This is a genomic window from Actinomycetaceae bacterium MB13-C1-2 (genome assembly GCA_035621235.1).
In the GTDB taxonomy this organism is placed as follows: domain Bacteria; phylum Actinomycetota; class Actinomycetes; order Actinomycetales; family Actinomycetaceae; genus Scrofimicrobium.
The window spans coordinates 108863-135247 of the sequence record CP141731.1 but is presented as its reverse complement, the minus strand read 5'-3'; the positions used below and the strand labels follow the sequence as shown (position 1 = coordinate 135247).

22 protein-coding genes are annotated in these 26385 nt (G+C 58.2%); 12 read left to right on the top strand and 10 right to left on the bottom strand.

The window, feature by feature from the left end:
* The first annotated feature begins 75 nt into the window (after positions 1–75).
* Positions 76–1038, top strand: a complete 963-nt coding sequence (locus tag U6G28_00560; protein WRS30220.1) for a glycosyltransferase — start codon at positions 76–78, stop codon at positions 1036–1038.
* 6 nt (positions 1039–1044) lie between these two features.
* On the opposite strand, the gene U6G28_00555 is transcribed toward U6G28_00560, so the two are convergent.
* Positions 1045–2016, bottom strand: a complete 972-nt coding sequence (locus tag U6G28_00555) for a TIGR03089 family protein (protein ID WRS30219.1) — start codon at positions 2014–2016, stop codon at positions 1045–1047.
* A 232-nt stretch (positions 2017–2248) separates the two neighbouring features.
* Between U6G28_00555 and U6G28_00550 the strand changes: the two genes are divergently transcribed.
* Genes U6G28_00550 through U6G28_00540 form a run of 3 tightly spaced genes read left to right on the top strand, consistent with a single transcriptional unit; the run spans position 2249 to position 7427 of the window.
* Complete coding sequence (locus tag U6G28_00550) at positions 2249–2548, top strand: WhiB family transcriptional regulator (GenBank protein WRS30218.1); 300 nt, start codon at positions 2249–2251, stop codon at positions 2546–2548.
* 21 nt (positions 2549–2569) lie between these two features.
* A complete protein-coding gene (locus tag U6G28_00545; GenBank protein WRS30217.1) occupies positions 2570–5986 on the top strand; it encodes a glycosyltransferase in 3417 nt (1138 codons plus the stop codon).
* Positions 5979–7427: a DUF5719 family protein gene (locus U6G28_00540; protein WRS30216.1), complete on the top strand. Its 1449-nt coding sequence runs from the start codon at positions 5979–5981 to the stop codon at positions 7425–7427. The genes U6G28_00545 and U6G28_00540 overlap by 8 nt, the downstream gene beginning before the upstream one ends.
* Before the next feature lie 6 nt (positions 7428–7433).
* Here the strand turns inward: U6G28_00540 and U6G28_00535 are convergent, their stop codons facing one another.
* The gene (locus U6G28_00535) at positions 7434–7928 is read right to left on the bottom strand and encodes a metallopeptidase family protein (GenBank protein WRS30215.1); all 495 of its coding nucleotides are present in this window, start codon (positions 7926–7928) and stop codon (positions 7434–7436) included.
* Between the two features lie 132 nt (positions 7929–8060).
* Between U6G28_00535 and U6G28_00530 the strand changes: the two genes are divergently transcribed.
* A complete protein-coding gene (locus U6G28_00530) occupies positions 8061–8567 on the top strand; it encodes a DUF3499 domain-containing protein (protein ID WRS30214.1) in 507 nt (168 codons plus the stop codon).
* On the opposite strand, the gene U6G28_00525 is transcribed toward U6G28_00530, so the two are convergent.
* Complete coding sequence (locus tag U6G28_00525; GenBank protein ID WRS30213.1) at positions 8473–9558, bottom strand: glycerophosphoryl diester phosphodiesterase membrane domain-containing protein; 1086 nt, start codon at positions 9556–9558, stop codon at positions 8473–8475. The genes U6G28_00530 and U6G28_00525 overlap by 95 nt on opposite strands.
* A gap of 147 nt (positions 9559–9705) precedes the next feature.
* Between U6G28_00525 and mtrA the strand changes: the two genes are divergently transcribed.
* The 3 genes from mtrA to U6G28_00510 are packed head-to-tail and all read left to right on the top strand — an operon-like array spanning position 9706 to position 13666.
* Positions 9706–10386 (top strand): MtrAB system response regulator MtrA, encoded by a 681-nt coding sequence (gene mtrA, locus U6G28_00520; protein ID WRS30212.1) that lies wholly within the window; start codon positions 9706–9708, stop codon positions 10384–10386.
* A complete protein-coding gene (mtrB, locus tag U6G28_00515) occupies positions 10383–12002 on the top strand; it encodes an MtrAB system histidine kinase MtrB (GenBank protein WRS30211.1) in 1620 nt (539 codons plus the stop codon). The genes mtrA and mtrB overlap by 4 nt, the downstream gene beginning before the upstream one ends.
* Positions 12002–13666, top strand: coding sequence for an LpqB family beta-propeller domain-containing protein (locus U6G28_00510; protein ID WRS30210.1), 1665 nt, complete (start codon positions 12002–12004; stop codon positions 13664–13666). The genes mtrB and U6G28_00510 overlap by 1 nt, the downstream gene beginning before the upstream one ends.
* Here U6G28_00510 and U6G28_00505 read toward each other — a convergent pair.
* Both U6G28_00505 and raiA read right to left on the bottom strand, forming a co-directional pair.
* Positions 13600–14520, bottom strand: coding sequence for a phosphoribosyltransferase family protein (locus tag U6G28_00505; GenBank protein WRS30209.1), 921 nt, complete (start codon positions 14518–14520; stop codon positions 13600–13602). The genes U6G28_00510 and U6G28_00505 overlap by 67 nt on opposite strands.
* 154 nt (positions 14521–14674) lie before the next feature.
* Positions 14675–15349 carry a ribosome-associated translation inhibitor RaiA gene (gene raiA, locus U6G28_00500; protein ID WRS30208.1) on the bottom strand — a complete coding sequence of 225 codons (675 nt, stop codon included), beginning with the start codon at positions 15347–15349 and terminating at the stop codon, positions 14675–14677.
* Between the two features lie 347 nt (positions 15350–15696).
* Here raiA and secA point away from each other — a divergent pair, with 347 nt between their 5' ends.
* Positions 15697–18594, top strand: coding sequence for a preprotein translocase subunit SecA (secA, locus tag U6G28_00495; protein ID WRS30207.1), 2898 nt, complete (start codon positions 15697–15699; stop codon positions 18592–18594).
* A gap of 174 nt (positions 18595–18768) precedes the next feature.
* On the opposite strand, the gene U6G28_00490 is transcribed toward secA, so the two are convergent.
* Together U6G28_00490 and U6G28_00485 are read right to left on the bottom strand one after the other, a co-directional pair.
* Positions 18769–19254 carry an Rv3235 family protein gene (locus U6G28_00490; GenBank protein ID WRS30206.1) on the bottom strand — a complete coding sequence of 162 codons (486 nt, stop codon included), beginning with the start codon at positions 19252–19254 and terminating at the stop codon, positions 18769–18771.
* A gap of 45 nt (positions 19255–19299) precedes the next feature.
* Positions 19300–20478 (bottom strand): LysM domain-containing protein, encoded by a 1179-nt coding sequence (locus U6G28_00485; protein WRS30205.1) that lies wholly within the window; start codon positions 20476–20478, stop codon positions 19300–19302.
* Between the two features lie 205 nt (positions 20479–20683).
* On the opposite strand from U6G28_00485, the gene U6G28_00480 reads away from it, so the two are divergent.
* Positions 20684–21118 carry a hypothetical protein gene (locus U6G28_00480; GenBank protein WRS30204.1) on the top strand — a complete coding sequence of 145 codons (435 nt, stop codon included), beginning with the start codon at positions 20684–20686 and terminating at the stop codon, positions 21116–21118.
* 6 nt (positions 21119–21124) lie between these two features.
* On the opposite strand, the gene U6G28_00475 is transcribed toward U6G28_00480, so the two are convergent.
* On the bottom strand, positions 21125–21856 hold the full coding sequence (locus U6G28_00475) for a gamma-glutamyl-gamma-aminobutyrate hydrolase family protein (GenBank protein WRS30203.1): 732 nt from the start codon (positions 21854–21856) through the stop codon (positions 21125–21127).
* Between the two features lie 115 nt (positions 21857–21971).
* Between U6G28_00475 and hisN the strand changes: the two genes are divergently transcribed.
* Positions 21972–22790, top strand: a complete 819-nt coding sequence (hisN, locus tag U6G28_00470; GenBank protein WRS30202.1) for a histidinol-phosphatase — start codon at positions 21972–21974, stop codon at positions 22788–22790.
* A gap of 1 nt (position 22791) precedes the next feature.
* Here the strand turns inward: hisN and rsgA are convergent, their stop codons facing one another.
* Positions 22792–23826, bottom strand: coding sequence for a ribosome small subunit-dependent GTPase A (rsgA, locus tag U6G28_00465; protein WRS30201.1), 1035 nt, complete (start codon positions 23824–23826; stop codon positions 22792–22794).
* A gap of 191 nt (positions 23827–24017) precedes the next feature.
* On the bottom strand, positions 24018–25418 hold the full coding sequence (gene aroA, locus U6G28_00460) for a 3-phosphoshikimate 1-carboxyvinyltransferase (protein ID WRS30200.1): 1401 nt from the start codon (positions 25416–25418) through the stop codon (positions 24018–24020).
* Between the two features lie 110 nt (positions 25419–25528).
* Here aroA and U6G28_00455 point away from each other — a divergent pair, with 110 nt between their 5' ends.
* A complete protein-coding gene (locus tag U6G28_00455) occupies positions 25529–26155 on the top strand; it encodes a sigma-70 family RNA polymerase sigma factor (GenBank protein WRS30199.1) in 627 nt (208 codons plus the stop codon).
* Positions 26156–26385 lie beyond the last annotated feature (230 nt).

Here is a 26385-nt window from a genome sequence, read left to right as displayed (position 1 = left end):
TTTCGTACTGTGTACTCACGGTTCCTCGCGCCTCGGGCGCAAAACCTTGACCTCTGTGGAATGGACGGTGGATAGTTGGCCTCTAGTCAGCCTGCGGACCTGCCCACTGTTCACGTTGCGGTGGCTACGTACAACGGTCGTCGTTGGATAGAGCAACAGGTGCGCTCTATCCTCGACCAAGACGGCGTTCAGGTTACTTTGACGATCTCCGATGACGGCTCCACTGACGGGACCGCCGAGTGGATTTGCCAGCTAGCTCAGGTCGATAGCCGCGTCACCGTACTGCCTTCCCGCACCGGCGAGCCGGGCGTTGGCGCCAACTTCCTTTATACGCTGAATGGTATGGAGGTGCGCGAGGGCGAATATGCGGCCTTCGCCGACCAGGACGATATTTGGCGTCCCGGTAAGCTAGCGCACCAGGTCCAGTTCCTTAGGCGAGCCGGGGTGAACGCTGTTTCCTCAAACGTCCTATCGTTCAAACGGAACCCGGACGGAACTCTCAGCAAGCACGTAATCCGCAAAGATCAACCTCAAGCGAAGTGGGACTTTGTGTTTGAGGCGCCCGGCCCGGGTTCGACCTTCCTAATGGATTACGAGTCGTGGAGTCTGATCGTGAACCAGTACCGTCGCTTCGGTGCGGACGGCGTCTGGTTGCATGACTGGTATGTCTATGCCCTGGTTCGAGCCGCCGGTCTGAGCTGGATGATTGATAAGGAGCCGCAGGTCGCCTACCGTCAGCACTCAGAGAACGCGCTCGGGGAGCACAGCGGGACGGAGGCGGTCCTGTCTCGTTTCAGGAATCTTCGCAGCGGCAAGTACCGCGAGCAGTTTCTCCGCGTCGCTCACGATGCGGCGCGCGTTGCGGATGAGGCTGGAGCGGACCGTGAGTGGCAGAACGAACTCGCCGAGATGACGGCACTGCTTGAAAACACTTCTATTTCGACTCGAGTGAAGCTGTTCGCCCGGTTTCCACAGATTCGCCGGAGACGCATGGACGGGTTCGCCCTGGCTGTTGCACGCCTAATCGGGGTCTGGTAACAGTCGTTAGCTGTGGGCGCCGCCGTCGGGTAGGACATAGTCGGGGCGCTCGCGGTCCAGTAGCTCCTGTGAGACGGTGTGGCCAGGAGCCCAGATCACCCTGGCGCCAGCCATCCAGAAGCCCGCGATCTGAGCGCTAAAAAGCACCGGGTTCAGAGTGTGAACGAGGATGCGCGCGCCTTCTAGGTCCAATGAACTCGCGCTCAGTGACGGCTCGGCCGCCCCGAGGGAATCCCCTCTCGTCGAGGAGTCGGCGTGGGCGTTCCGGCGGGGTACGGAGTCGGTGAGGGAATCCTGCCTCAGTGAGGCGCGGGCGAGGGACTCTTGTGACGAGGTCTCACCAGCCTTCGCGGACGTACTGCCTTTTCCTCTGTCCGCCGCAAAGAGCGGGCCGACGTAGTCGAGGGAGCCGAGGGTCTCGATAGGTAGCCCCTGCTCCTCGGGCTTTGTCCACAGTTTCGGAGGGACCCATTCGATTGATTCTGAAACCAGTTGAACGCCGGGCTCTGCCTCGGCTGGGTCCTCGACCCAATCACCGTACGTCATCACGTCAGCGATTCCGTCCAGCATCGTGCCAGGGAGTTCACCGGACCAGGCGAGCGCCAGTGAGTGCAGGTTCTGTGCGACCAGGGCATCAGGACCACCCTGGTCCGCGATTGACTCCAAGAAAGCAGAGTCATCACTCACGACGAGGTCTACATCGGTAGCAGTCCGTGGCGGCTCAAGGCGCATTCCCCTCATCCAGGGAACCAGGAGCCAAAACGGGGTGCGCCAGTGCGCGGGAAGTAGGGCGCAGAAGTGTTCCCCGCCGTAGGGGAACTCCGATGCCATGAAGTTGTCGGTCTTTGCGATCCAACGTCTGGCCACGGGGCCAGAGAGCTCAATTCGTTCCCTACCTGCTGGAGCGAACCAGGTGAGAACGGGCTCAGATACGTTGGTGATCCGTTTGGTAAGCCCGGTTGCGTTGAGTTGTTCCACGTACCCAGACTAGCGGTGCTGAATGTGGAAAGCCTCATGAGCGATCGGCAATTCTATTTGCGGGATGCCTGGAATTACTCGCGCCACGCGGGAACGACACGCGGATTATTCTCGAAGTCTCTGGAATCGGCTTGACAGAGGTCGAATCACACGGGTGTAATTAGGTGTCAAACGGATGCCGGGCGACGTAGCGAGGCGTAGGTAGCTACTTCCCATCAGTATTGGAGCCAGTATGTGGAACATATTCGGAGAGGGTGAAATTGCCTTCACCCCGGACTCCGGATTGAGTCCAGCACTGGACGTATTTGACGGCCCCCTTGCCTGGCAGCACCAAGCTCTCTGCGCTCAGACTGACCCCGAGGCTTTCTTCCCGGAGAAGGGTGGGTCGACCAGGGAGGCCAAGAGCATCTGCGCGGAGTGCGAGGTCCGTGCCGCATGCCTCGACTACGCCCTAGCAAATGATGAGCGTTTCGGAATCTGGGGCGGCCTTTCCGAAAGGGAACGGCGGAGACTACGTCGTTCTGCCTCCTAGGTTTTCTTCAACCGAGGTCCTGTGCCTGAACAACCGTCAAAGCGAACCTCTGCTCTGGACGCCGACGCATCTGATGTGGTCGCGATCGTTGTTGTTCGCGGCGACAGGGACAATCCGCGAACTCCGACCGAGAAGGGTCTGAAGGCGCTCGATTCCGTTCTCGCGCAGACCGCTCTCCCCGGCGTTATTCTTCTTGTGCACGTCAGTCACACGGCCCCGGCCAAGCTCAGCTTTCCCCACGCTGAAGCGCTAATTGAGCAGGTACACGCGCCGACAGCCGCCAACCTGGGACAAGCGATTGATGCCGCTCTAGGTCACCCTGATGTAAAGGCAATCCCCGGGGTGTCGAGAGCTCGGTGGATCTGGCTATTGCACGACGACATGATCGCTGAGCCGGAAGCGTTGGCCTGGCTGCTGAAGACTGGTCGCCCCTCCGGAAGCATCGCAGCAATCGGCCCGAAGCAACTGGATTATGACGATCCGACTCGGCTCCTTGAACTAGGCATTCGCGCCACCGGCAGTAGTAGACGCGTTGAGGACATCGAGGTTGACGAAATCGACCAGGGACAGTACGACTCACGTCAGGATGTGCTGGCCGTGGGAACGGCTGGAATGCTAGTTCGTAAGCAGGTCTGGGACGAGGTTGGCGGACTGGATCCAGCACTTGGACCCTTCGGCGATGGGCTGGAGTTTGGGCGGCGTGTCCGTCTGGCCGGTCACCGCGTCGCTGTTGCGCCGCACGCTCGGGTTTTACACGAGCAGGCGGCTCGAACACGCGAGCGTGGCGGAAATGATTCGTTTGAGGACCGCCGTACCGCCCAGATTTACAACTGGTGCCTTTCCGTATCAGCCATTTCGTTTCCGCTCTTGGTCTTGTGGCTGCCCATTCTCACCGTTCTTCGCTTGGTTGGGCGGCTGTTAACCAGGCAACCGAGGTTGGCGCTGGCCGAGGTCAACGCTTACTTACGTTTGGTGGGCATGTCTGGTTCGGTTATGCGTGGACGACGTAACATCGCAGCGCTTGCAAAGGTGCCACGAAGTGCGGTTGCGGAGTTGGAGGCGAATCCCGCAGACATCGGTCGAGCTCGGAGGATGAGGAAGAGGGTTTCGGGTCAGGAACGGCTTAGCCAGACCGTGCTGGACCAGAGTGCGTTGGCCGCACTGGATCAGCACCGTCTCAAGGCCGGCATTACGTTAGGTGTGGCTCTGCTTCTGGTGATGGTTGCCTCGATCTTCATCTGGCGACCTTACTTGAGCGGAATAGAAGGCGGACTTTGGGGCGACCTTCCCACATCTTGGGGCATGCTCTTGGACCAGGCACTCAGCGGTTGGCAGATTTCTGGTGACGGTGCCGCTGGTCCCGCCACCCCAGTTTTGGTGCCTTTTGCGCTGCTTAGTGCACCGTTCGCACTTATCGGCATCAAACCAATTACATTTGCGACGCTTCTGCCTCTGTTCGCATTGCCGCTTGCGGTCTGTTTCGGCTGGCTTTTTGCTTCGACCCTGACTCACTCAATCCCGATCCGGTTAGCGGGCGCTCTGCTATGGGCCGCCTCACCACCGCTAATAATTTCCCTGGTGCGAGGCGATCTTCAGGTTGTACTCGCCCTGCTATTACTCCCGGTCGCCGCAACTGGACTACTTCGAGGTTTGGGGCCGTCTATCGCCCGGCGAGTCAGATCGGTTTCCGAGGTCGTCTTGGTCTCCAGGGCTGACAGGTTTGCGTGGCTTGGTATTGCCGGTTTCGCGACGTTGTTCATCGGCGCGGTTGCTCCGGTGATGATTCTGGTCGTCTTGGTGGTCGCGATCTTGATTGCAACGCTCGGAACTTCAATGGCCTCGCTGGCCAGAGAGTCGCTCTCTCCGGAGATAGCGCTGGTGGTCGATCAATCCCGGTCGAAGGTGAGCACCCGGTTCTGGGGCATTCTGGTAGTTGTTATTCCGGCCATCGTTCTGGTTCTCCCTTCCCTGGCCGCTCATATCTCATCGTTCAACGCCACCGAGTTTGTGGGTTGGATGGTCGGAGGGGTTTCTTCCGGTGCAGAACTCTCCACCTGGTGGCAGTTTCTGGCTGGCTACGAACTGAGTCCTGCGGCGTTCGACAACCCAGAGTTTGCCTTCGGATGGTCAAACGTTTGGATGATCTTCGCAGCTTCGTCAGGACTGTTCCTGCTTGGTTGGGCCGTTGTTTCGCTTGCGTATGCGTTGCTTCACCGCGGAGGGATTCGATGGACTCCGGTCTGCTCATTCGCGGGCGTGGTCCTTTTTTGGTCGGGAGCCGCCCAGGTCACCGCGAGCAGCGGGGGAACCTACATTGCCCCGATCCTGATGGCGGCCGGCACACTCTCGCTTATGAGTACTGCGATGACCAGTTCCACTCCATTGATAGTGTCGGCCCCGGGTCTGCGACGTGAGAGGTCCTCAGACCGAGGCGCGCTTGTACGTGGGTTGATAGGGGGGATTCCCTCGCTCGGCGCTGCTTTGACGATTGCTGGACTACTTGTAGTGGGCATTATCGGACCGGCGCAGACAGGCAACCAAAACGGCGGCTCCCAACTCGCCTCATTCGCCATTTCTCCGAGTCGCGGTGAGGCATTCCCGCTGATCGCGAAAGAGGCCCAAGAGGGGGAGCGGCGAGCTCGGGTTCTGGAGATCTCAACCAACGGCCCGCTTCTTCAGCTCATGCTGCTACGAGGATCGGGAGCGCAGATCGCCGATATTCACGGCTGGACGGGCATTGCCTCCAGCGAGAATAATCTGGCCGTACTGGGGTCCGAGGAGTCACTGGCCGAGGCCGGTGCGGCACTGGTTACTGGGATTCGTGGAGACTCGGCGACCGACCTTGAGAAACACGCCGTTGATATCGTCCTTCTGCGTTCAGACAGTGACCACGTTGCTGATATCACTAACACCATCGACGCAACCGAGGGCATGGAACGCATAGGAACGGTTGAGGCTGGAACGATGTGGCGTGTTCGCCCTAATCAGTCGGTTCCCGCTCGAATCAAGGTTCAGTTCCTCGATGGCACCGCCATCGAAGTCGCATCCGGCCCAGTTCGAGTGAATACCAGTCTTCAGCTGGATCAGAGCGGGACCCTGGTAATGGCCGAGACCCGTGATCCGGCTTGGAGAGCAACCTTTGATGGGGTGGAACTAAAGCAGGTCGACAGCGGTGACTGGCGCCAGGCCTTTGAGATTCCTGCGGGAAGCGGTCAATTGAGTATTGAGTACGTGACCCGATATCAGCCCTGGTGGATCGGCGGCGTCGCCTTTGTGACTCTGGTACTACTCGTCAGTTCGATTCCTCTTCGTGCCAGATCTGCGAAGCGCATTCCGATGGCGACTGCACAGACTAAGTCGAACCTTGAACCAATGGGGGAGCTCGGTCCTGAGGACGAAATAGAGGCGACAACCGATGAGGCGGGTGGCGATGAGTAGCGACCATGCGCGCGGACCCGGTGGAATTCGGCGCAGCTACCCGGCAAGGATGGTTGCAGGCATCCTCATATTCATCCTGCTGATTGGCGGACTCGGCGGCGTTACTCTACTTAAGCTGAGAGCTTCGGACACGGCTACCGGTGGAAGTCCTACCGAAGCGGAGACACTAGGACGACTGGTTGATGTGGCGCTTGAACAGGGTGAGCTCGTGCTCGCTTGCCCTCCCGGGATAATTGACCCTGCCACTGCGCAGCCGCGCGAGAGTGAACCGCAGCTCTGGGAGACCGCAGGTATCACCGCCGAGCCGTTGCAGGGCGGAGGATCCGCTCTGAAGGTGCCGGCGCAGGACCTCCAGAGTGACTCATATGCTGCTGCGACACTTTCGGCGGAGCCCCAGGGCGATTTGGCCAGTTTCATTCTCGAGTCCTGTGCCATTCCCAGCCGAGATGTTGTCTTGAGTGCTGGCGCGACGGAAATCGGCGACGACACGGTACTTGTTCTGAGCAATCCGGGGATCAAGTCTGTCGAGGTACAGGTTCAAGTGATGACCGCAATTGGACCCGCTCTGGATCAGCCCGCGACCATTACGGTTGCAGCAGGGTCTACGGTCTCCGTCCTCCCCGCAGTCTGGGCGTCCGGGGAAAGTCGGATCGCCGTTCGAGTGCAGGCTGACGGGATGGGCGTGGCTTCATGGCTTCAGACCTCGCGGCTAGACGGGGAGTTGCCACTTGGCCTCTCCCGAGTCCCCGGGGTCGTTCCGGCGACCGAGTCAGTCCTTGTCGGCCTAGATACTCAGAGTGCTAAGACTCTGCGTGTCGCGAACGCGGGTACGGAACCAGGATCGATCGAGATCACGGCGTACGGGGAGGACGGGCCGGTCATCCTGGGTGGAACCGAAGACCTCGAGGTTGAAGCGATGGGGGTTTTTGACGTTGATCTGGCCGGACTGCCCGCGGGTACAAGGGCTCTGAAAGTTACTTCCAACGTTCCGATTGTCTCTTCGGTGTTGGAGCAGAGCGATGGGGGCGTATTTGCAGCTTCTCCCGACCTCAACGTGGGGATTCGCAACCTACTTTCGTCTGCCGACTCGTTGGATAGCGCCATGTTTCCGACACAGTCGGCACTCGGCGCATTGACTGAGAAACTTGGTTTGGTAAACATCCGGGGAGAGCTCGTCTTGGCAAACGTTGGAAGCCAAACTGTGATCGTGACCCTCGGCGAATCTGAGATTGAAGTACCGGCTGAGTCCACGCAGTCCGTTGATCTCTCGAAGATCGGATCGGAAACCGCTGCGTCACTTACCTCAAGCTCGCCGATATTCGCAGCACTGCGGGTCACTGTAGAGGCGCCGGCCGGAAATCTCACGTCCGCAATGGACCTACGCCAGGACGTGGCGAATACGGTCAATCGCCAAGTGGATGTCTTCCCATCTCATGGATGAACTCGGTCAGTTGAGTAGATCGTCCGGCGAGATATCCAATAGTTCCGCGGTCCGTGCCGCAAGTAGCGAATAGACCGCAGGGATCACTTGATCCGACGCGTTACATCGGATGATCGGCAATCGGTAAAGAACAACGCGTGGCCTGAGTCCTCTACGTCGATCACGAGGGAATGAGCGTGACAGAGTCGTCTCGTGCCCTTCCCAGTCGGCCGGATCCGATGGCGGAACCTCTTCGACTCCGAACTCGATGGTCCAGGCCTCGGGTACCTTCTCGCGGAACTCGCCCATAACCTGTTGAACTAGCTCAATAAACTGTTCCCGCCTGGTCAGCCAGCCGGGAAGAGCCGGATGAAGGAGCGGTCCCCGCAACCCTCGGCCACGTCGATCACGGTAGCGGGTCGGCGGTGGGGTCGTCCCAAGGCGTGAATTGTCATCCTTGAGCGCGGCTATCCGTAAGCGGTCAGGGGCGCGGTACCTGGCGTGTCTCCCTGTCGTGCTCATACACAAACGGTACCGCGAATCGGGTCGAGGTAGGGACTTGAGACTTGAAGCCAAGGTCTCGGCCGGGATTACCAAGTTGGCGCGCCACTCGGTAGGACGTCGGAGGAATCTACCAAGACCCGGGTAGCATTAATGGGGTTTAGAAACGGATGGAAGAGGCGGTGCGCAGTGCGACAGTGCTCAAAGCCGGGGTGCCGCGGTCAAGCCGTTGCGACCCTGACCTACGACTACGCTAATTCAACGGTCGTCCTAGGGCCCATCGCCACCTCGCCCGAACCACATTCTTTCGACTTCTGTGAAGTGCATGCGGAGGGACTAACTGTTCCGCGCGGCTGGGAAGTCATAAGGCTTCAATCAAAATTCGAGCCAGCCCCACCGTCCGCTGATGACCTTCTCGCACTGGTTGAGGTCGTTCGTGAAGTCGCAGGAAACGGAGCGGGCACAGAAGAACTAGACTCGGAACGTCTGTCCTCGGGTCCGTATCGCACTCTAGGTTCCCCGGAGGACAAATATGCACCTCTGCGTCAACGGGAGCACTTCACGGTCATAGAGGGGGAAGCTGAGCCTCCTGCTGTGCCTGATCCTGCCTATTCGCGTCGAGGGCCGCTTGCAGACGCGGGGCCAGACCCTCTTTCCTGACCCGCTCATCGACGTACATGAGTGAGCTGAAGGCTGCGGTGACCGGCTGAACCAAGCCCGAGACCAGGGCGCCGAGCAACGTCGAGACCAACCCGATAATCCAGGATGCGTCGAGGAAACTTAACAGACCGATGACAACGGCGGTGATCGCTCCGCTGAGGATCGATGAGGCTGCCCCGACAACCAGGATCATCAGCGTGACTCGACCGAGAATCCGCCAGAATGACCCCTTTGTTAGGTTCCATGATCGGGCGAGGGCCCGGGTGGGAGAAACATCTTCCACGACCGCACACATGGTGGCAAAGTAGAGCCGGATTGACAACCAGATGATTACGGCAATGAAGACTGGAATCATCAAGAGGGCAGTAATCCCGAGGAAAAGACCCGGGTCACCGATCGCACTTGAGATCGCAACAATTAGCAAAGTTATGCCGATAACTCCGATCACGGCGATGCCACCGATGATCAGTCCGACCAGTAGCGTCGTACCGACGAGATTCCAAAAGCGGGGCCGTAACTGTCCCCAGGTCTTTGTCATATCGTTGTTCAGTCCGACGACAGCGTTGGTGACAGATAGGACAAGCATTCCCGTAATCAACATCGCGGCTGCTGCTTGCAACACGGAAATGACCAACTGTAACGACAGTGTCGGCAAAGTCATCATCGGGGAGGAGCCCGGGTCCAAGACCGTGGGGTCGAAGCCGTCCGCCCAGTCTGGAAGGTTTTCAAAGACAAACGCGTTCGCAATTCCGGCAATGGTACCGACTATGGCCATGGTCACAAGTGAGAACGTGAACATGACCTTGGGATTTGAGCGAATAGCCGCAAAGGTTCCTTCGAAGAGGTCGCCGATGCTGATGGGGCGAAATGGCACCACGGGCGGCTTCGGGCCGGTAGAGTAGGGTCCTTGATCCCAGCTTCCTTGCGCCGAACCATAGTTTTGGGGAGGGTAGTCAGCGGGCCATTCCCAGCTTCCATTCTGATTGCTCATGAAACCATTGTGAGTCCTACAGCGCTTTCGCACCAGATGCGGCAAAGTGGCGTGTCTGTGCCTGGAGGTGATACGGGCGGGTGTAGACGATGGCGCGAAATGCGGGTTGTACGTGACAGGTTTCCCCGTTCATGGCACCATCGGTTTATGCCTTCGAAAATTCTGGTAGTCGATGATGATGCCGCTCTGGCGGAGATGATCGGCATTGTCTTGCGCGCTGAGGGTTACGAGGTCGTGGATTGCTACGACGGTGACCAAGCGTTCGCTGCGTTCCAGCGGCATGAGCCCAACCTGGTCCTGCTTGACGTTATGTTGCCTGGAAAGAACGGGTTTCAGATATGTGATGCCATTCGCCGGGTATCCAATGTGCCCATCGTCATGCTCACCGCTCGCTCTGACACGGAAGACGTGGTCAAGGGCTTGGAGGCCGGGGCCGATGACTATGTGCCGAAGCCGTTTAAGCCCAAAGAGTTGGTCGCGAGAGTCCGGGCCAGGCTCCGTGGCGAGCAGGACACAGAGGAAGAACAGCTACAGCTCGGCGATCTACAGATTGACGTGTCCGGACATGACGTGACCAGGGCCGGAGAGCAAGTCTCCCTAACCCCACTTGAGTTTGATCTTCTTGTTGCCCTCGCCAAAGCACCCTGGCGGGTTTTCAGTCGCGAGGAACTACTAGAACAGGTCTGGGGGTATCGACACGCCGCGGATACCCGCCTGGTCAATGTCCACGTCCAACGTTTGCGCTCCAAGATTGAGCGCGATCCCGAGAACCCCTCGCTGATAATCACTGTGCGCGGCGTTGGTTATCGCGCTGGCACAGGCTCTTGAATCAAACCCCGCCTGCAAGCGGAAACCCGGAGGGCACCGCCCACGAGTCTGACTCCGCCACTGACGGCAGGGTTGCTCGGCTTGAGACGCCCAGCTGGCTCGCTGGTTCGCTCTCTACGCGAATTGCGGCAACGTTGGCGGCTTTCTTGACCATTGTGCTCGCCCTGTTCACATTCTGGGTGGCGACCCAGCTTCGTACCGGTCTGTTTGAGCAACGGCGTGACGCGATACTAGAGGACGCCTCTTTCCGCTTTTCTGCAGCACAGGGGAGCCTGAACCAGTCGGTGGCCGCAACCCCGGATCAAGTTCAGGAGTCGGCAGCACAGATACTAAATTCGATGCTCGAATCTGCCCGGGGTGCGGGGGCGGTGGGGGTGTACCTTACCCCGACTCAAAGGGACGCCTCCGCAGTTCGAATAAATGCCCTCGGGTCCAGCACCGTCGAGGAACTAGCTGCACAGTCCGGCCTGCGTAAAGTTCTTGTTCACGACGAGGGAGCTTGGCAGTCTGTTCCACTCGAAGCTGATGATCGGACAGAGCCCGCGATTCTTGCGGGAACGCTCATTGATCTTCCTTTAGCAGGCGAATCCGAAGTCTACATTTTGTACTCGCTGGCCAATGAACAAAAGACGGTGGACTTGGTGATCAACGTGTTGATGTGGGGAGCTGTCCCCATTTTGATCATCATGAGCCTGTTGACCTTCTACCTTGTCTACCGGATGCTTCGACCGGTGCGCCATGCCGCCGTAGCAGCCGAACGTCTCGCCGACGGCGATTTGGATAGTCGAGTCAATGAAAAGGGACGAGACGAGATGGCGATGCTCGGGCGCGCCTTCAATGACATGGCCGATTCCCTCTCGAAGCAGATTCACGACTACGACGAGCTATCGCAGTTCCAACAGCGGTTCGTTTCGGATGTCTCACATGAGCTTCGTACACCGCTGACGACGATCCGCATGGCCGAGGACATGATTTACGAGGAGCGGGATGAGCTCAGTCCAGCGGGACACCGCTCTGCAGAACTGCTTCATTCTGAGGCACAGCGCTTCGAAGAGATGCTGGCCGATCTACTCGAAATCTCTAGGTACGATGCGAACAGTGCAAAGTTGGAAGGCGAGTCGACCGACGTCTACTCCCTCGTACAAAAAGTTATCAACGCAAACGCGGGATTAGCTGGGCGTCTGGGTGTGGAAGTGCAACTTTCAGCCAGGCCCGAACGATGTTCTGTGCCGCTCGACCCCAAACGAATGGAGCGTGTGGTTCGGAACCTATTGGTTAATGCCTACGAGCATTCAGAGGGCAATCCCGTTGAGGTTACCGTGGCGGCCGGTGAAACATCGGTCGCACTTCGGGTGCGTGACTACGGGGTGGGGATGTCGCCTGAGACCGCTAAACAGGTGTTCGATAGGTTCTTCCGTGCGGACCCGGCCAGGGCTCGCACGACAGGCGGTACCGGTCTTGGACTGGCAATAACCAAAGAAGACGTCGAGCTACACAACGGCGTGATTAACGTGTGGGGAGAGCCTGGGAAGGGAGCATCATTCGTGGTGACACTCCCCAGGGAGGCTTTGAGCGCAGTTACAGAGTTTCCGCTGATGGTCTGGGAGGGGGAGTGATGCGAAGATCGATCGCACTTCTGCTCACGTTGGCTCTCGTTCTTGTCACCGGTTGCGCTCAGCTACCAATGGCTGGTTCACCACACTCGTTCCCAATCGAGGCGCCCAACCGCGAGCCACTTGGGCAAATCGGCTCGGGTCCCCAGGCGGGGTCGACGCCCGAACAGTTGATCTCGGACTTCCTGCGTGCGAGTGCGGCCGGTTCATTCGATAACTACGACACGGCCAAGAGCTATTTGCTTCCGAGCACGGCCGCTACCTGGCAGCCCACCGCCCAGGTGACGATATTTCCAACGGACCATATCCCGGTGCCGGAGATGGGCGAGGAAGAATCGGGAAATACGGCGCAGGTGACGCTTACTGTTCCAGCAACGGCGACAGTGGGCGAGGACGGGTTCCTGCACGAGTTCGGAATGTACACAGCGACGACGTTGCGTTTTCGACTTGCGAGACAGGACGGTGAATGGAGGATTGCGGGTCTCGAAGACGGGGTGATTCTCTCGCAGTCGTCCTTCACCACGGAGTTTGGTTCCTACAACGTCTACTTCGTCTCGGCAGACGGCCAGAGTCTGGTTGCGGATCCCAGGTGGGTGTCCAGGTCGCGCGTTGCCTCTCACTTGGCGCAGGCAGTATTGCAGGGTCCTCCGGAGATACTGGAGGGCGCGGTGATGAATCATTTGGCCGAGGGACTGGATCTCACGACCCAAAGCGTGGACGTTACTAAAGGTGTCGCGCGGGTGGATTTGCGCGGGCAGCTACCCGATGACGCTCAGCTGCGCAGACTTTTGAAGTGGGAGATTACAGAGACCCTAAAACAGTCTGCAAGCGTAACGGACGTTGAGATAGCGGTGAACGACGTAAACCTGGACGCACCAGACCTGCCGACCGGTCCCGACTACAGCTTTGAACGGATTGTCTGGCTTGAGGAAGGTGCACTGAGCATCGGTCTTCTCTCGGACAGTCGGGTACTACTGTCTGCTGAAGAACTAGGAGAAAATCCTAGCTATCCCGCTGTCGGACCTCTGAAGGACAGTCCCGTTGCGTGGATCGGAAACGCACATTCCGTCTCGATCGCTCCGGTTGGCGGTGGAGAAGTAAGAACACTGGAACTTGCCGGAGCCTCAAAGCCGAGCATTGATCGATGGGGAAATGTGTGGACAACAACCTCGGGAAACAGCGGCGAGGTTGCCCTGATTCAGCCATCCGCAGAGCCTGCAACGATTCCAACAGGACTCAGTGAACAAGAGATCGTGCAGGTGGCGATCTCTCCTGATGGCGCAAGGATTGCTCTGTTGACCCGTTCGGGTGGAGTTTGGATCGGGACCCTGGTGACGGACGGCGAGGGCAAGGTTTCCATTTCTCGGCTGAGTTTGGAGGAGAGGGTGATTGACCCGGCCCTGAGTATCTCTTGGGCGGGCTCAACCGTGCTGCTCACCCTGACTAGCGATGCAGTCCCGGAGACGGAGGAACGCCAGGTCAAGGTAGTGCCGATCGGAGGATTTTTGGCTAGATCGCCGGCTCCGGACGAGGTCCGTTGGGTGAACTCCGGAGTGGGCGCCTCTGAGTGGATAACTCAACGAGAGGATCAGACCGCGTTTCAGCGGGTCGGTGCTTCGTGGCGTCCGATATCCGGATCATTCGAGTACATTGCCTCCCCCGGGTGAGACGGTCTGCTCACTGCTATCACGGTGATCGCCAAGGTTTGATTGCCAACGTGTCTTAGCACTTCTCGTAGCGTTGCTCCCGACGCGCAGACGTCGTCAACAACGACTATTCTCACGTTCTTCGGGAGTTCAGAGGTGGGCTCCATCATTCCGGTTCGTGCAAGGCCTCTTGCGCGAACTCCGTGTCCCTGCTGCGAGCCGCCCCCTCCTCGTAGCCTGGCTTCAAGACATAGTCGTTTGAGGACAGATACGGAAGTTTCTGCTTCAGCAGAGGTGGTAGCTGTGGTTGGGCGGAGCTGCACAGCGCGCACGACTCTAACATCAGGGACCGTGCGGCCCCTCGCGCCAGTATGAAGATATTCGGGATCGGTACGAAGGGCGAGGGCGTTCTTGAGTCCTGCCTGAACCCCCTTGGCGATGAACGGAACAATCTCAGTACGATCTTGCCGACGCTTCTTTGAACTCGGAGTTGGGACCACCCAGATCTGCGTTGCTTGTCCAACGTCTAGTCGCTTCCCGAGAGAGACGCCAAATGTATAGCCAGACTGAAACAGAAACTCACTAAGGTCTCTGACGGGATCGTGTTTGGCGGCAAGAAGTATGTTTCGAAGTTCGCCCTCATACTCGCCACTAGCAATCATTGGCCAAGAAGGAATCCCTTGGGCGTCTTCCAGAGCGAAGCTGGTGGGTGGGCGGGTTGCCAGGGACGCGCAACGAGAACACAACAACTCGTCCCATTTGTTGCACCCGGCGCACTGCGCCGACCAGATGAGAGCCTGTAGTGTCTGATGGATTCGGCTCACCTGACCGGCCCAAGCAGCGAGATCTAGTGTCATGGCCCAGTAGTACGCCATCTGTCGCCTTTTCGCGAGTAGCTACGAGCGTCTCTGGGGATAACCTCCAAAGCCGGAGGTAGTGGGGTTGTGGGCTTCCGCGTGACAGTGACGCTAAAACCCCCGCGCGTTTCGGCATCTTTGCTTCATCGCGCGGGGGTCGTGTTGCCTTCCGCTAGCTGTGGGCTACCCCTTCAGAATCGACCCGGGTGTTCAGGCGGATAATTCCGTAAGTCCACCCCTTGCGGTGATACGCGACGCAGGGTTGCATGGTGTCCTGATCAATGAAGAGGAAGAATGGATGTCCCACCAGCTCCATCTGCTGCAAAGCCTCGTCAACAGACATTGGCGCGGCCTCGTGTACCTTCTGTCGAACAAGCACCGGTGAATCGCCAAGCTGTTCCTCGCGCACTTCACCGACCTTTAGGTCCTCTGCGGAACGAAGCGCCCAGTCTTCGGCGTCAGTGAAGTCCTCGTTCAGTTGGTCATCAACGATTTCGGGGGTCAGTTCACTCGGTTCGGGCGCTCCGTTGCCCTTACCCTTGCGACGGTCCTTTACCCGATCACGCATTCTACGTAGGCGTTCAAACAGTTTGGCGCTTGCCAGGTCGACTGCCGAATAGCGGTCCGCAGACTCGGCCTCGGCACGAATGACGGGTCCCTTTCCATAGACAGTCAACTCAATCCGCTCGCTGCGGTCAGCAAGCCGGGGATTGCCTTCGTGCGTTAACACGACTTCAACCCGCTGGGCACGAGGATAGAAAAGCGTTACCTTCTCAAGCTTGTCCTCTACCGCTTGGCGGAAGTTTGGATGAATTTCTGCGTTGCGTCCGGTGACGACGATGTCCATTAGGGCCTCCAGGAAACCTTCGGATTTGGAAGAGTGAATCGCGAAGCAAGAGGAGCTTCGCTGAATTGCGTGCCTCCTTCACAAAATGGATCGGGTTTGCACCCGACTCTCTATGAGAGTTCATTAATCTTACTCGACTGTGACCTGTTGCTCAGAATCGAAACGGGCTTTGTTAGCCAATAGCGCAAGGATTGTCTTTATTACTTAGTTGCTGGAATCTCACGGTGCTTTTGCCTCGCACAGGGGCTTACCCGCTGGGAATTCCGTAGACTGGTGGATGGTTAGCGGGCAAATTGCCCACGTTGCCTTCGCCAGCGACAATGCGATGGCAAAGATTAGGAGTCCCAGTGTCATTTGTTGACAAGATCCTCAGGGCCGGTGAAGGCCGACAGCTTCGCAAGCTCGACAGTATAGCCACGCAGGTGGATGCGCTCGACGAAGACTTCGCGAAGCTATCAGATGAGGAACTCCAGGCAAAGACCGATGAGTTCAAAGCACGTCTTGCCGATGGTGAGACACTTGATGACATTTTGGTTGAGGCTTTCGCAACGGTGCGTGAGGCCGCCTGGCGAGTATTGCGAATGAAGCCATTCCACGTCCAGGTGATGGGCGGTGCAGCTCTTCACGGTGGAAACATCGCCGAAATGAAGACGGGTGAAGGTAAGACTCTGGTTGCGACCATGCCCTCGTACCTCCGCGCCCTTGAGGGTAAGGGCGTCCACGTTGTCACGGTCAACGACTATCTGGCCGAGTACCAGTCAGAGATGATGGGGCGCATATACAAGTTCCTGGGGCTTACGGTGGGATGCGTTCTTCAGGGGCAGACGCCGGAGCAGCGTCGCGATGTCTATAGCGCGGATATCACCTATGGAACCAACAACGAGTTCGGCTTTGACTATCTGCGTGACAACATGGCGCAACGACCCGAGGACCAGGTCCAGCGCGGCCATAACTTTGTGATCGTCGATGAGGTTGACTCGATCCTTATTGATGAGGCACGAACCCCTCTGATTATTTCGGGTCCTGCGTCTGGTGATCTGAATCGTTGGTACACGGAATTCGCCCGCATTTCTCAGGTCCTCGAACCAGACGTGGACTACGAGGTCGATGAGAAGAAGCGCACCGTCGGCATCCTTGAACCCGGAATTGAGAAGGTCGAGGACCAGCTGGGTGTCGATAATCTTTACGAGGCGGCAAACACCCCACTTATCGGTTTCCTGAATAACGCGATTCGCGCAAAGGAGCTGTACCACCGGGACAAGGACTACATCGTCACTAACGGCGAGGTCCTGATTGTTGACGAACACACCGGACGCGTTCTGCCGGGACGGCGCTACAACGAAGGCATGCACCAGGCGATCGAAGCCAAAGAAAAGGTGGAGATCAAGGCCGAGAACCAGACTCTGGCAACGGTGACTCTACAGAACTACTTCCGTCTTTACCCCGAGGGCTCGCGTTCGGGCATGACAGGTACTGCAGAGACAGAGGCGGCAGAGTTTGCTTCGACCTACAAAATCGGGGTAATCCCGATTCCGACGAACCGTGACATGATTCGCGTCGACCAGTCCGATCTGGTTTATCCGACGATGAAAGGCAAGCTGAACGCCATAATCGACGACATCGCGGAGCGTCACAAGAAGGGCCAACCCGTCCTTGTGGGTACCACCTCCGTCGAGAAGTCTGAATTGCTCGCATCCATGTTGGCCGAGCGCGGCATTCCTCGTCAGGTGCTAAACGCCAAGGAGCACGAACGTGAGGCCCAGGTCGTTGCTATGGCTGGACGTAAGGGCGCCGTGACGGTTGCGACCAATATGGCAGGCCGCGGAACTGACATCATGCTTGGCGGCAACGCAGAGTTCATCGCTCAGGCGAACCTCAAGAGCCGCGGGCTGGATCCCGATGAGTATCCAGAGGAGTATCGCGAAGCCTGGGCCGATGCTCTTGAAGATGCGCGCAGAGCGGTCTCGGAGGAGCACGACGAGGTTGCGGAACTGGGCGGGCTCTACGTGCTTGGGTCTGAACGCCACGAATCCCGCCGCATCGACAACCAGCTACGCGGTCGTTCCGGACGTCAGGGTGACCCAGGTGAGTCCCGCTTCTACCTGTCGATGGAAGACGATCTCATGCGCCTGTTCAACTCAGGAATGGCGCAGCGAATCATGATGTCGGGTGCCTACCCGGAGGACATGCCGCTTGAGTCAAGGATGGTTTCGCGTTCGATTCAGTCCGCGCAGCAACAGGTCGAGTCACGCAACTTTGAGATTCGGAAGAACGTTCTGAAGTATGACGATGTCATGAACGCCCAGCGTTCGCTCATCTACGACGAGCGTGCTCGAGTCTTGGGCGGAGAAGACCTGGCGGACCAGATTGACCAGTTCCAGGAATCATTGGTTTCAAACGCGGTCGCTCAGTTCACAGCAGCAGAGAGATCTGAGGACTGGGATCTTGACAAGCTTTGGGTCGAACTGCGCGGATACTATCCGGTTTCGGTAACCGTTGATGAGGTTCTTGAAGAGCACGGTGGCCCGCAGGCGATTACGCGCGAAGACATCGCGTTTGAGCTTACCGGTGATATTAAGGCCGCATATCAGACGATGATTGAGGAGCTTGCTGACAATCCCATCGCTGTTGATCAGCTAGGGGAGGATCCGCGAAGTGAGCTACAGCGGCGTGTAGTCCTGGCCACGGTTGATCGCCTGTGGCGTGAACACCTATACGAGATGGACTACCTCAAGGAAGGCATTGGCCTTCGTGCAATGGGTCAGCGTGATCCCCTTGTCGAATACAAGGACGAGGGTGCACTGATGTTCCAAGCAATGATGGAACGAATCCAAGAGGAGTCGGTCCAACAGCTCTTTAACTATGCGACCCAGTTCCAAAAGCTTCAGGAACAGCGAGAAGAACTGCTAGCGTCCGGAGTCGACATTTCTGGATCGGGTATGGCGGCGGCGGGCATCGCTACGAATGCTGCAGCTACATCGGCGAGTGAGGCCGACAAGGACGATGCGGCGAGACAAAACACCGCCAAGGAAAAGAATCCCAGGAAGCAGAGCCCTGCCCCTGCGGCAGGAGTCAAGAGCGTTATGGGGGACGTTGGGCGTCAGGCTGCGCCCAAGCGAATGACACTCGAAGGTCCGGGTGCTACTCAGACCGTGGGAGGAGCCTCCAAACCAGGGCAGGCCGGGATGAATCGAGCGCAGCGTCGAGCACAGTCGAAGAAAAAGGGTGGCTCCAAGAAGCGCTAGACCCTAACCTACGTCCCCGCGTAGGCGGGGATGGTCCCATTCACGATGCAGCGCGTCGTCTGCTACTCAGTACCTCCCCGCATGGGCGGGGATGATCCCACCACGGCGGGTTGAAGAAGCACTAAACCTTTACCCGTTGCAATGACCAGTGACCCGACTGGTAAGCGTGATCTGCTAGCCGTACTCGACGGCCACAACGATCCAGCCCTTATTCCGTCGCACCAGTCGCATACTCACCGCCCGCAGCCGGTCTTGATCCCAGACTGTGACGGCAATTTCCACCACCCTGCTTGATGCGTACCAGGTTCGAGTTGAATAGGGTTGTGCGCGGCGCGGCTTTTGGTCGGTCTTTTGGTACGGTCTGCACGACTTGGTCAGCTGTGTGAACAGTTCCCGGGTAATCCACCGATCCAGACTGCGAAGATCTCTTCGTCCCTCTACCGCATCGAGGATCGCGCCAGCGAGGGCACGTGCCCAGGGCTCAGGTTTGTCATCAGAAGGAGATGGTTTGCTTGCGGCGAAAAAGCTGGATGCATCCGAGTCGACATCGATTGTGAGGCGGCTGCTTTGGTGCGGTGGGTAGAGCGGTGCATACGAGCGAATGGGTCTTTTCATTCGCGGCGAGTGTCTCTGTGCAGAGACGATGGTCTGTGCGGTCATTGGCCTGTCCTCCTCAACTCAGATTCATGTGTCCTGGCTTTCTAGTCACACCCGGAGCGATAGTGTCTGACCCGGTTCGATGAGATTTGGGTCAGGCCCAATATTCTCCTGGTTGTCGAGGTAGATTTGCTTCCACGCCTCTTCTATATCCCGGTCTTGGGTCCCCTGCGGTAGCTGAGATTTGGCGATGTTCCAGAGGCAATCGCCCGGCTCCACGACATACTGAAGAGCCTTAATCCCCGTCTTGACCTGCGCCGCTGTGGTTGCTTTCGTTGATTCAGCCGCAGCCAACGGTCGAGGGCCTTCGGCGCGCTGTGTCGCGGTAAGGTCCAAATCGCGAAACTGGTGTTGCGAAAGAATGTTGATCGGCTCGGTATGTGAGCCGTGCCTGGATGTCGAGGCGGGGTTGCCTTGCCCGATGACTTCCGGTTCAGAGAGGGCCATCAACGTGCCGACTGGATTGAGCATGCTCGCATCTTCTCTTTCCTTTGCTGCGGTCGAAGCAGCGTCAGGGGACACGGTGGACATTAGGGGGAGTGAGGGTTCAGCGGATTCCTCGACGGTAGACGGACCTGCCAACGGGTCAGGATTGGCCGCGGAAGATACCTCGGAACTCCCGTCTGCGAGCGGCTCAGGCGTAGCGCCTGGGAGCCACACTTCTTGCATGTCACTGGACGCTACCTCTAAAGTCTTGGTTGCCACCGGAGCACTGTCCCACAACAGATCATCGACCCCAGAGCCTAGGTCCTCGGCAAACGCGGTTGGACCCACTAGAGCTGAACCCGCGATCGCAGTTGAGACGAGCGCCCGAGAGGCAATGGTTCTCGCGGCGGCCGGCGCGTAGGAAATGACTGAGCCGGCTAGTTTTGAACGAAATCTGGTGGGGAGTTGGGGAACAGTAGAGAGCAATGCCAAGACACTCCACACCAGGAACCACAGGGCAATCGCTTCAATTACGACGGTAAAAATTAGCGCCAAACCCACAGGGCCATAAAACCCACCAACCGCGATGGCAGACAGCAGATGATTGCTGGCGAAAACTGTTAGTGACAGAGCCAGGGCCGGAGTTAGTAGTGCCCGGAGGCCCCCGAGGGATCTGCATCGGTTTTGAGTCGACGACTTCTGATGCAGTGGCGAGTATCGCCGTTCGGGAGGTGGCGTTGTCTTCCTTGATGCTAAAGAACTATGCTGCACGACCGCCATTGCCTTAGTTCTTGCGTCCATGGCTCACTCCTGTCACTGTCATTTGACCAGCATTTGGTCGGGGTTCTCGGTCCCCTGAGCGTGCCGTGTTTTCTTGGCAGACAGTGACAATAGCAACGTACCCGGGGGAGGAAGTTCAATCTGCAAGCCTGTGGAAAAAGTACCTAACTGGAGTCACCTGGAGAGGACTTCTCGGACCTCTAAATAGACGTGGCACACTGGTTCCATGCGCGCCTATCTTCCTCTCGCCCCTGACGAACTCTCGGATGTCAAGCCGCCGAAACGCCAGGTAATCAAAGCTGTTGTTCCCTTGGAAGCGAGGCCTGACGACCGTGAGACCATATTGGAGGATGCTCTAGACGAAGCTTCGTTCGCCTCGCTTCAGCTGATGCAGGAGGCGGTTATCGCGGGTCCTCGAGTAGTTGCAGTGGGAGACTTGCCGGACAATGCTGCGTTCTTTGAGGCATGGGAGCAAATAGATTCCTTGATGGCAGACGGGAGAGAAGGACTCGAGATCGTGCGTCAGGTCTTGAACTCCCGGGGTGAAGAAGATGCCAATGCCCTGGTGGAGACTCTGTTTGATGAACCTCTGGAGTGGTACGACATAACGGAGAGAACCCGGTTGTCCGAACCAATGACGCCAAACGCGACCGAAAATTAGCTCGATTTAAGCGGCGTATCGATCTGAGGAAAAGCGCTCCACAAAGTTGGTCAGAATCTTGTGTGCGTGGCTGACATCGACTCCGGTGACGCGAGCCTCCACCAGTGCTCGCTCCTCTGGCGGGTAGTAGCCGTAATCAGCGAAACTGTCGATCCGAACATTGATTCCGGCGAAGTCGAGCTCGGGATGGAACTGGGTTAGATATACGTTTCTCCCCACACGGGCCATCTGTAGCGGGGCAACCGCCCCGGTCACAAGTGGAACCATCTCTGATGGTGGAACAACCACGGACTCATGGTGTCCGACGTAAGCGTGGAACCGTTCCGGCACGCCCTCAAGAATGGGGTCTCGACGCCCTTCTGCAGTTACCTGCAGCACCGGGGCAGAGATGTCCTCGTGAATGTCGGAGCCGACGATGCCACCAAGGTTCTGAGCGACAATACCTAATCCGTAGCAGATTCCAAGCACCGGAAAATCCTGCTCAATGGCGCGCGTCGTTAACTCGCGCATGTTCCTCTCGATGTCGCGCTGGCGCAGAGACTTATCGTCTTCGCGCGCCGAGACATCAAATGAGGACCCACAGAGGATTACCCCATCCCAGTATCGGAAGTCGATCTGCGGAAATGGCTCACGTTCGAGGCGAACATTTACCAGATCGTCTTCGCCCATTCCGGTCAACCTAAGCATCGCTTCGCGTTCCGATTCGGCAACTGTTTCGATCGTTCGCGTAGTCATCATTAAGAAACGCCCGGCCATATGACCGATGGTAGTGCAGGTACCAAAAGCGCCGTCAACCTACTTGCGGGATTGGTCTGGCGACTCACACTGGAAAGGATCGAAGTAACCTGGATCCATGAGTCTTTCCCCACATTCCCCCGCCCACTCCCTCGAAGACGATCTGTCGCTGGCTCTGTCCCTGGCGGACGCAGCCGATCGGGTCTCAACCGAGCGATTCAGAGCCCTTGACCTGAAGATTCAAACCAAGGCAGACATGACCCTGGTATCGGACGCCGATAGGGCATGCGAAGCAGCGATCCGGCAAATCTTGCACAAGCAACGCCCGAGCGATGCGGTTCTTGGCGAGGAAGGGGGGCTAGAGGAGGGGTCGAGTTCGCGCCAGTGGGTCATCGATCCGATTGATGGAACCCACAACTACGTCAGGGGTGTACCGGTGTGGGCGACCCTCATCGGTCTGATCGAAGACGGCTCTCCGGTTCTGGGAGTCGTCTCCGCTCCGGCACTGGGGCGACGCTGGTGGGCAAGGCACGGAGGCGGCGCGTTTGCGTCCGCCTCATACGACCTATCTGGACCCAGGCCGATCCATGTTTCGGACGTTAGTGAACTGGATCATGCATTCATCTCTTACTCCTCGTACGAGGGATGGAGTGCGAAGGGCTTCGGAACCCAGTTTCAGCGGCTGATCGACGAATGCTGGCGCTCCCGCGGGTTCGGGGATTTTTGGAGCTATATGTTGGTCGCCGAGGGAGTGGTCGACCTCGCCGCAGAACCGGAACTTGCACTTCACGATATGGCGGCGTTGGCACCGATCGTGACCGAAGCGGGCGGCACATTCACCAACCTGCAGGGTGTCCCTGGTCCCTGGGGTCCGGGCGCAGTTGTCACTAATGGTCAATTGGAAGAGGCGGTCCTGAAGATTTTGGCTCAGGATTGAGTTACTCCCAGTGACTGCTGGGAAGTGCTTCTAACAGACTTCTGGCACGTTCGGCGCGTTCTTTCCGCGGTACCGGTCCCTCGTCTGGAGCTTCATGAACCCAGGCGTCAATGGCACACGAGGGCTCCGTTTCCAAGTGGCTGCAGTTCGGTAGACACAGTTCAGTAGCCTCGGTAACCCCCGGAAAAACCCCAAGTACGTCGGCTTCACTGACGTGTCCCAACCCGAACGACCTGACACCAGGGGTGTCGACTATCCAGCCTCCATCTTCCAGGGGAAGAGCGATGGCGCTGGTCGAGGTATGGCGACCTTTCCCAGTGTGTTGATTCACCTCACCCACCGTCCGATCGGCGCCTCGAACCAGAGCATTGATTAGCGTGGACTTTCCAACGCCCGAGTGGCCAATCAGTACAGAAAAACGACCTGTGACCAGCTCCTCGACTTCGTCGACGCCCGCAACTTCATCACCGGCAACCCTGGTCCGCACGGTAGTCAGGCCGAAGCCCTCGAAGTGCCTAACAAAGTCGTCGGAGCTGGCCAGGTCGGTTTTTGTCAGACACAGGACTGCCGGGATCTCTGCTTCCCGAGCTGCGACCAAGCAGCGGTCAACCATTCCGACACGCGGAGAAGGTGTGGCTGCCGCGACCACGATCACCATCAGGTCGGCGTTCGAGACGATTATCTTTTCCCCCCGCCCTTCGGCGGCTTCTTCTAGGCTCCGACGGAGAACGTTCTTACGTTCCTCAACCTGAGCAATGCGGGCGAGGGTACCCTCCCGGCCCGTGATATCCCCGGTCAATCTAACCCGGTCACCGATGACGACCGAGGCGCGAGGAAGCTCACGCGCCTTTACCGCTGAGACGATCAGTTCTTGGTCTGAGTCGAGGGAGACGGCAAAGCGACCACGATCAACGGCCACCACCCGGCCGGAGGGCCGGTCGGAATAGTCTGGGCGGCGTTTTGTGCGTGGACGCGAAGACTTCGGGGGCCTTACGCGTACCCTCCCGTCGTCCGTTCCGGTGTCGTATTTCGCCAAGAGTGCCTCTCGCTACTTAGTTGTTGCCCTCTAGTGTCTCGCGTTGCAACTTCGCTCCCGATCTGACGCACCGAGCCAGCGCTTCTCAGCGGCATCCTTGCTTGGCTTGCCCCCGAGAAGCTCTCGCTCGCCTGTCTTGGTAGGCGCACACTCCGGACTCGATCTAGGAAATGTATTTGCGACAGGGGACACTAGGGCTTGCTTCCAACGATAGACGGATCTTCTACGACCTGGGAGAGCCATAGCGGCTCGGGGGAAGCGGTCCCGTCAAGCATCGATCCCCATCTGCTCGGAAATTCAGGGAGGGTTTTCGCGGTCGTCTCAATATTCTGGACGGTACAGCCGGGAACACGTAGTCCCACCAGTGCTGCAAAGGTTGCCATGCGGTGGTCATCATAGGTGTCAATGAGCGTTGGCCTGAGAGGTGCGGGAATAATCCGAATTCCGTCGCGCAGAATCTTTGCCTGGCCACCGAGCTTACTGATCTGTTCGGCGAGTGCCGCAAGACGATCTGTCTCGTGTCCCCGAAGATGACCGATTCCGATGATGGTTGAGGCAGACGTGGCAAAAAGACACAGTGCTGCCACGGTGGGGGCGAGCTCTCCGCAAGGGGCCAGGTCGAACTCCATCCCCGGCCACTCAAGTCCTCGCGGGGCATGAGCTGTCAACCCCAACTCCGATAGTGCCACGGTGGCGCCGAAGCGAGGCAGAAGATCCAACCAGTACTTCCCAACCTGATCGGTGCTTTGCGGCCAGTCCGCCACGGTGACATTTCCCCCGCTCAGCAGCGCCGCCGCTAGGAAGGGACCGGCATTTGAGAGGTCGGGTTCGATGTTGATTGGGTTGCCATAAGGGCGAACCGAGTCGGTGAGCCAACTCGACGATGAGGTCCGCTTGATATCCACACCCTGATCAGCCAGCATGTCAATACTCATCTGCACGTAGGGCCAAGAGGGAATCCGTCCCTCGGCCCGGAGCACCGTCGGCACCGGGAACAGAGGGGAGGCTAACAGAAGGGCAGAAAGGTACTGCGATGAACTGGTGGTATCAACGGCAACGTCTGGGGCCGAGGGAGCGTCCCACTGGCCGTGCCCCAGTTCCTCGAAGGCCGAGGTGGGTCGTGTCGCGCAACCGCGAACCCGCAGAGGAAGGTAGCCCTCTTCCCCCTGATACTTCACCTTCGCCCCGAGGGAGATCAGCGCATTCATCAGAGGGGCGAGCGGGCGCTTTTGAGCAGCCTGGTCACCAATGAACTGGGTCTTTCCGTTTGCGAACGCTGCGAGAGCGGGAGCAAAGCGCATCACCGTTCCCGCGAGCCCGCAGTCGATGGTGCCGCCTCCCTTTAGCTCTGCGGGAGGGTGCACGGTGATCTCATTCGATAACCGGCTGTACTCGAACCGAGCCCCAAACTGCTCCATCGCTCTTGATGCAAGATAGCTGTCGCGTGATGCCAGGGCCCCTCGAATAACCGTGGGGTGGCGAGCAATAGTTCCAATGACCAGGGCGCGGCTGGTCTGAGACTTGGAGCCGGGCAATACGACCTCGGCGCTGAGTGGCGCAAGGGGTGTCGGGGCGGGCCAGTTGGTAGTCACCCTCCCATTGTGGGACCTGCTCCAAGTTACGTCTACAGTGCCCGCCCGCTTAGGTATCCAATGTCAATCGCGGAACAATAAGGAATCCTGTTGGCTGTAGCCTTGAGGTGATGAATGCACCACCAAGCGCGGCGGAGACGTTGCGACTCGAAGAGCTTGAGGCCAGGTTTGAGGCAGAGGCGTTGCCCTTCCTCGACCAGATGTACGCTGCCGCGCTGGGCCTGACGCGCAACCCAAGTGACGCAGAGGATCTAGTACAGGACGTGTACCTGCGGGCGTTTTCTAACTTCGCGTCATTTGAAGAGGGAACCAACGTCCGAGCGTGGCTTTACCGAATTCTCACCAACACATTCATATCGGACTATCGCAGCAAGAGACGAGACCTCGGAAGGATCGGTGATCCGCTCCCGGCTGACTGGCAACTCAGTAGCGCCGCTCAAGAATCCGGTGGTCCCGAGCAGTCAACGATTGCAAATGCTCCCGTTTCTCCATCCGCCGAGAGTGAAGCGATAATCCAGCTTGAGAGCGCTGAAGTGCTACGGATGCTTGAAGAGCTGCCGGATGATCAGCGTCGGGTCGTCTACCTTTCTGATGTCATGGGGTTCAGCTACAAGGAAATCGCAGAGCTACTTGAGGTTCCGATGGGTACTGTGACTAGTCGGATTCACAGGGGCCGCGAGAAGCTGAGAAGGTCACTGCGGACAGAAGCTGAAGCGCGCGGATGGGAGGTGGACTGATGCTTGAAGACAACTCGAGAAGCGAGTCTGTGGACCGCGGAGAAAGTCTGCCAGAGGAACACAGTAAAGACTGCCCCATTTGTTCGGACCACGCACCAAGGGAAGTGATTCAGTTGAGGGCACTGCTCCGAGCGTGCAGACCCTCCGTTTGTCCACCAACGCTCAGGGCGAGGATTGTCAGCGAGGTACGGTTTGTTGCACTGACGTTTGAAGAGCTGAACGAGGACTCT

Bases quoted from the DNA above. Each gene is read 5' to 3' on its own strand.
- U6G28_00550 (WRS30218.1), top strand. From the start codon at position 2,249: ATGTGGAACATATTCGGAGAGGGTGAAATTGCCTTCACCCCGGACTCC.
- U6G28_00540 (WRS30216.1), top strand. From the start codon at position 5,979: ATGAGTAGCGACCATGCGCGCGGACCCGGTGGAATTCGGCGCAGCTAC.
- U6G28_00535 (WRS30215.1), bottom strand. From the start codon at position 7,928: ATGAGCACGACAGGGAGACACGCCAGGTACCGCGCCCCTGACCGCTTA.
- U6G28_00530 (WRS30214.1), top strand. From the start codon at position 8,061: ATGGGGTTTAGAAACGGATGGAAGAGGCGGTGCGCAGTGCGACAGTGC.
- U6G28_00525 (WRS30213.1), bottom strand. From the start codon at position 9,558: ATGAGCAATCAGAATGGAAGCTGGGAATGGCCCGCTGACTACCCTCCC.
- mtrA (WRS30212.1), top strand. From the start codon at position 9,706: ATGCCTTCGAAAATTCTGGTAGTCGATGATGATGCCGCTCTGGCGGAG.
- U6G28_00510 (WRS30210.1), top strand. From the start codon at position 12,002: ATGCGAAGATCGATCGCACTTCTGCTCACGTTGGCTCTCGTTCTTGTC.
- U6G28_00505 (WRS30209.1), bottom strand. From the start codon at position 14,520: ATGGCGTACTACTGGGCCATGACACTAGATCTCGCTGCTTGGGCCGGT.
- raiA (WRS30208.1), bottom strand. From the start codon at position 15,349: ATGGACATCGTCGTCACCGGACGCAACGCAGAAATTCATCCAAACTTC.
- U6G28_00490 (WRS30206.1), bottom strand. From the start codon at position 19,254: ATGACCGCACAGACCATCGTCTCTGCACAGAGACACTCGCCGCGAATG.
- U6G28_00485 (WRS30205.1), bottom strand. From the start codon at position 20,478: ATGGACGCAAGAACTAAGGCAATGGCGGTCGTGCAGCATAGTTCTTTA.
- U6G28_00480 (WRS30204.1), top strand. From the start codon at position 20,684: ATGCGCGCCTATCTTCCTCTCGCCCCTGACGAACTCTCGGATGTCAAG.
- U6G28_00475 (WRS30203.1), bottom strand. From the start codon at position 21,856: ATGATGACTACGCGAACGATCGAAACAGTTGCCGAATCGGAACGCGAA.
- hisN (WRS30202.1), top strand. From the start codon at position 21,972: ATGAGTCTTTCCCCACATTCCCCCGCCCACTCCCTCGAAGACGATCTG.
- U6G28_00455 (WRS30199.1), top strand. From the start codon at position 25,529: ATGAATGCACCACCAAGCGCGGCGGAGACGTTGCGACTCGAAGAGCTT.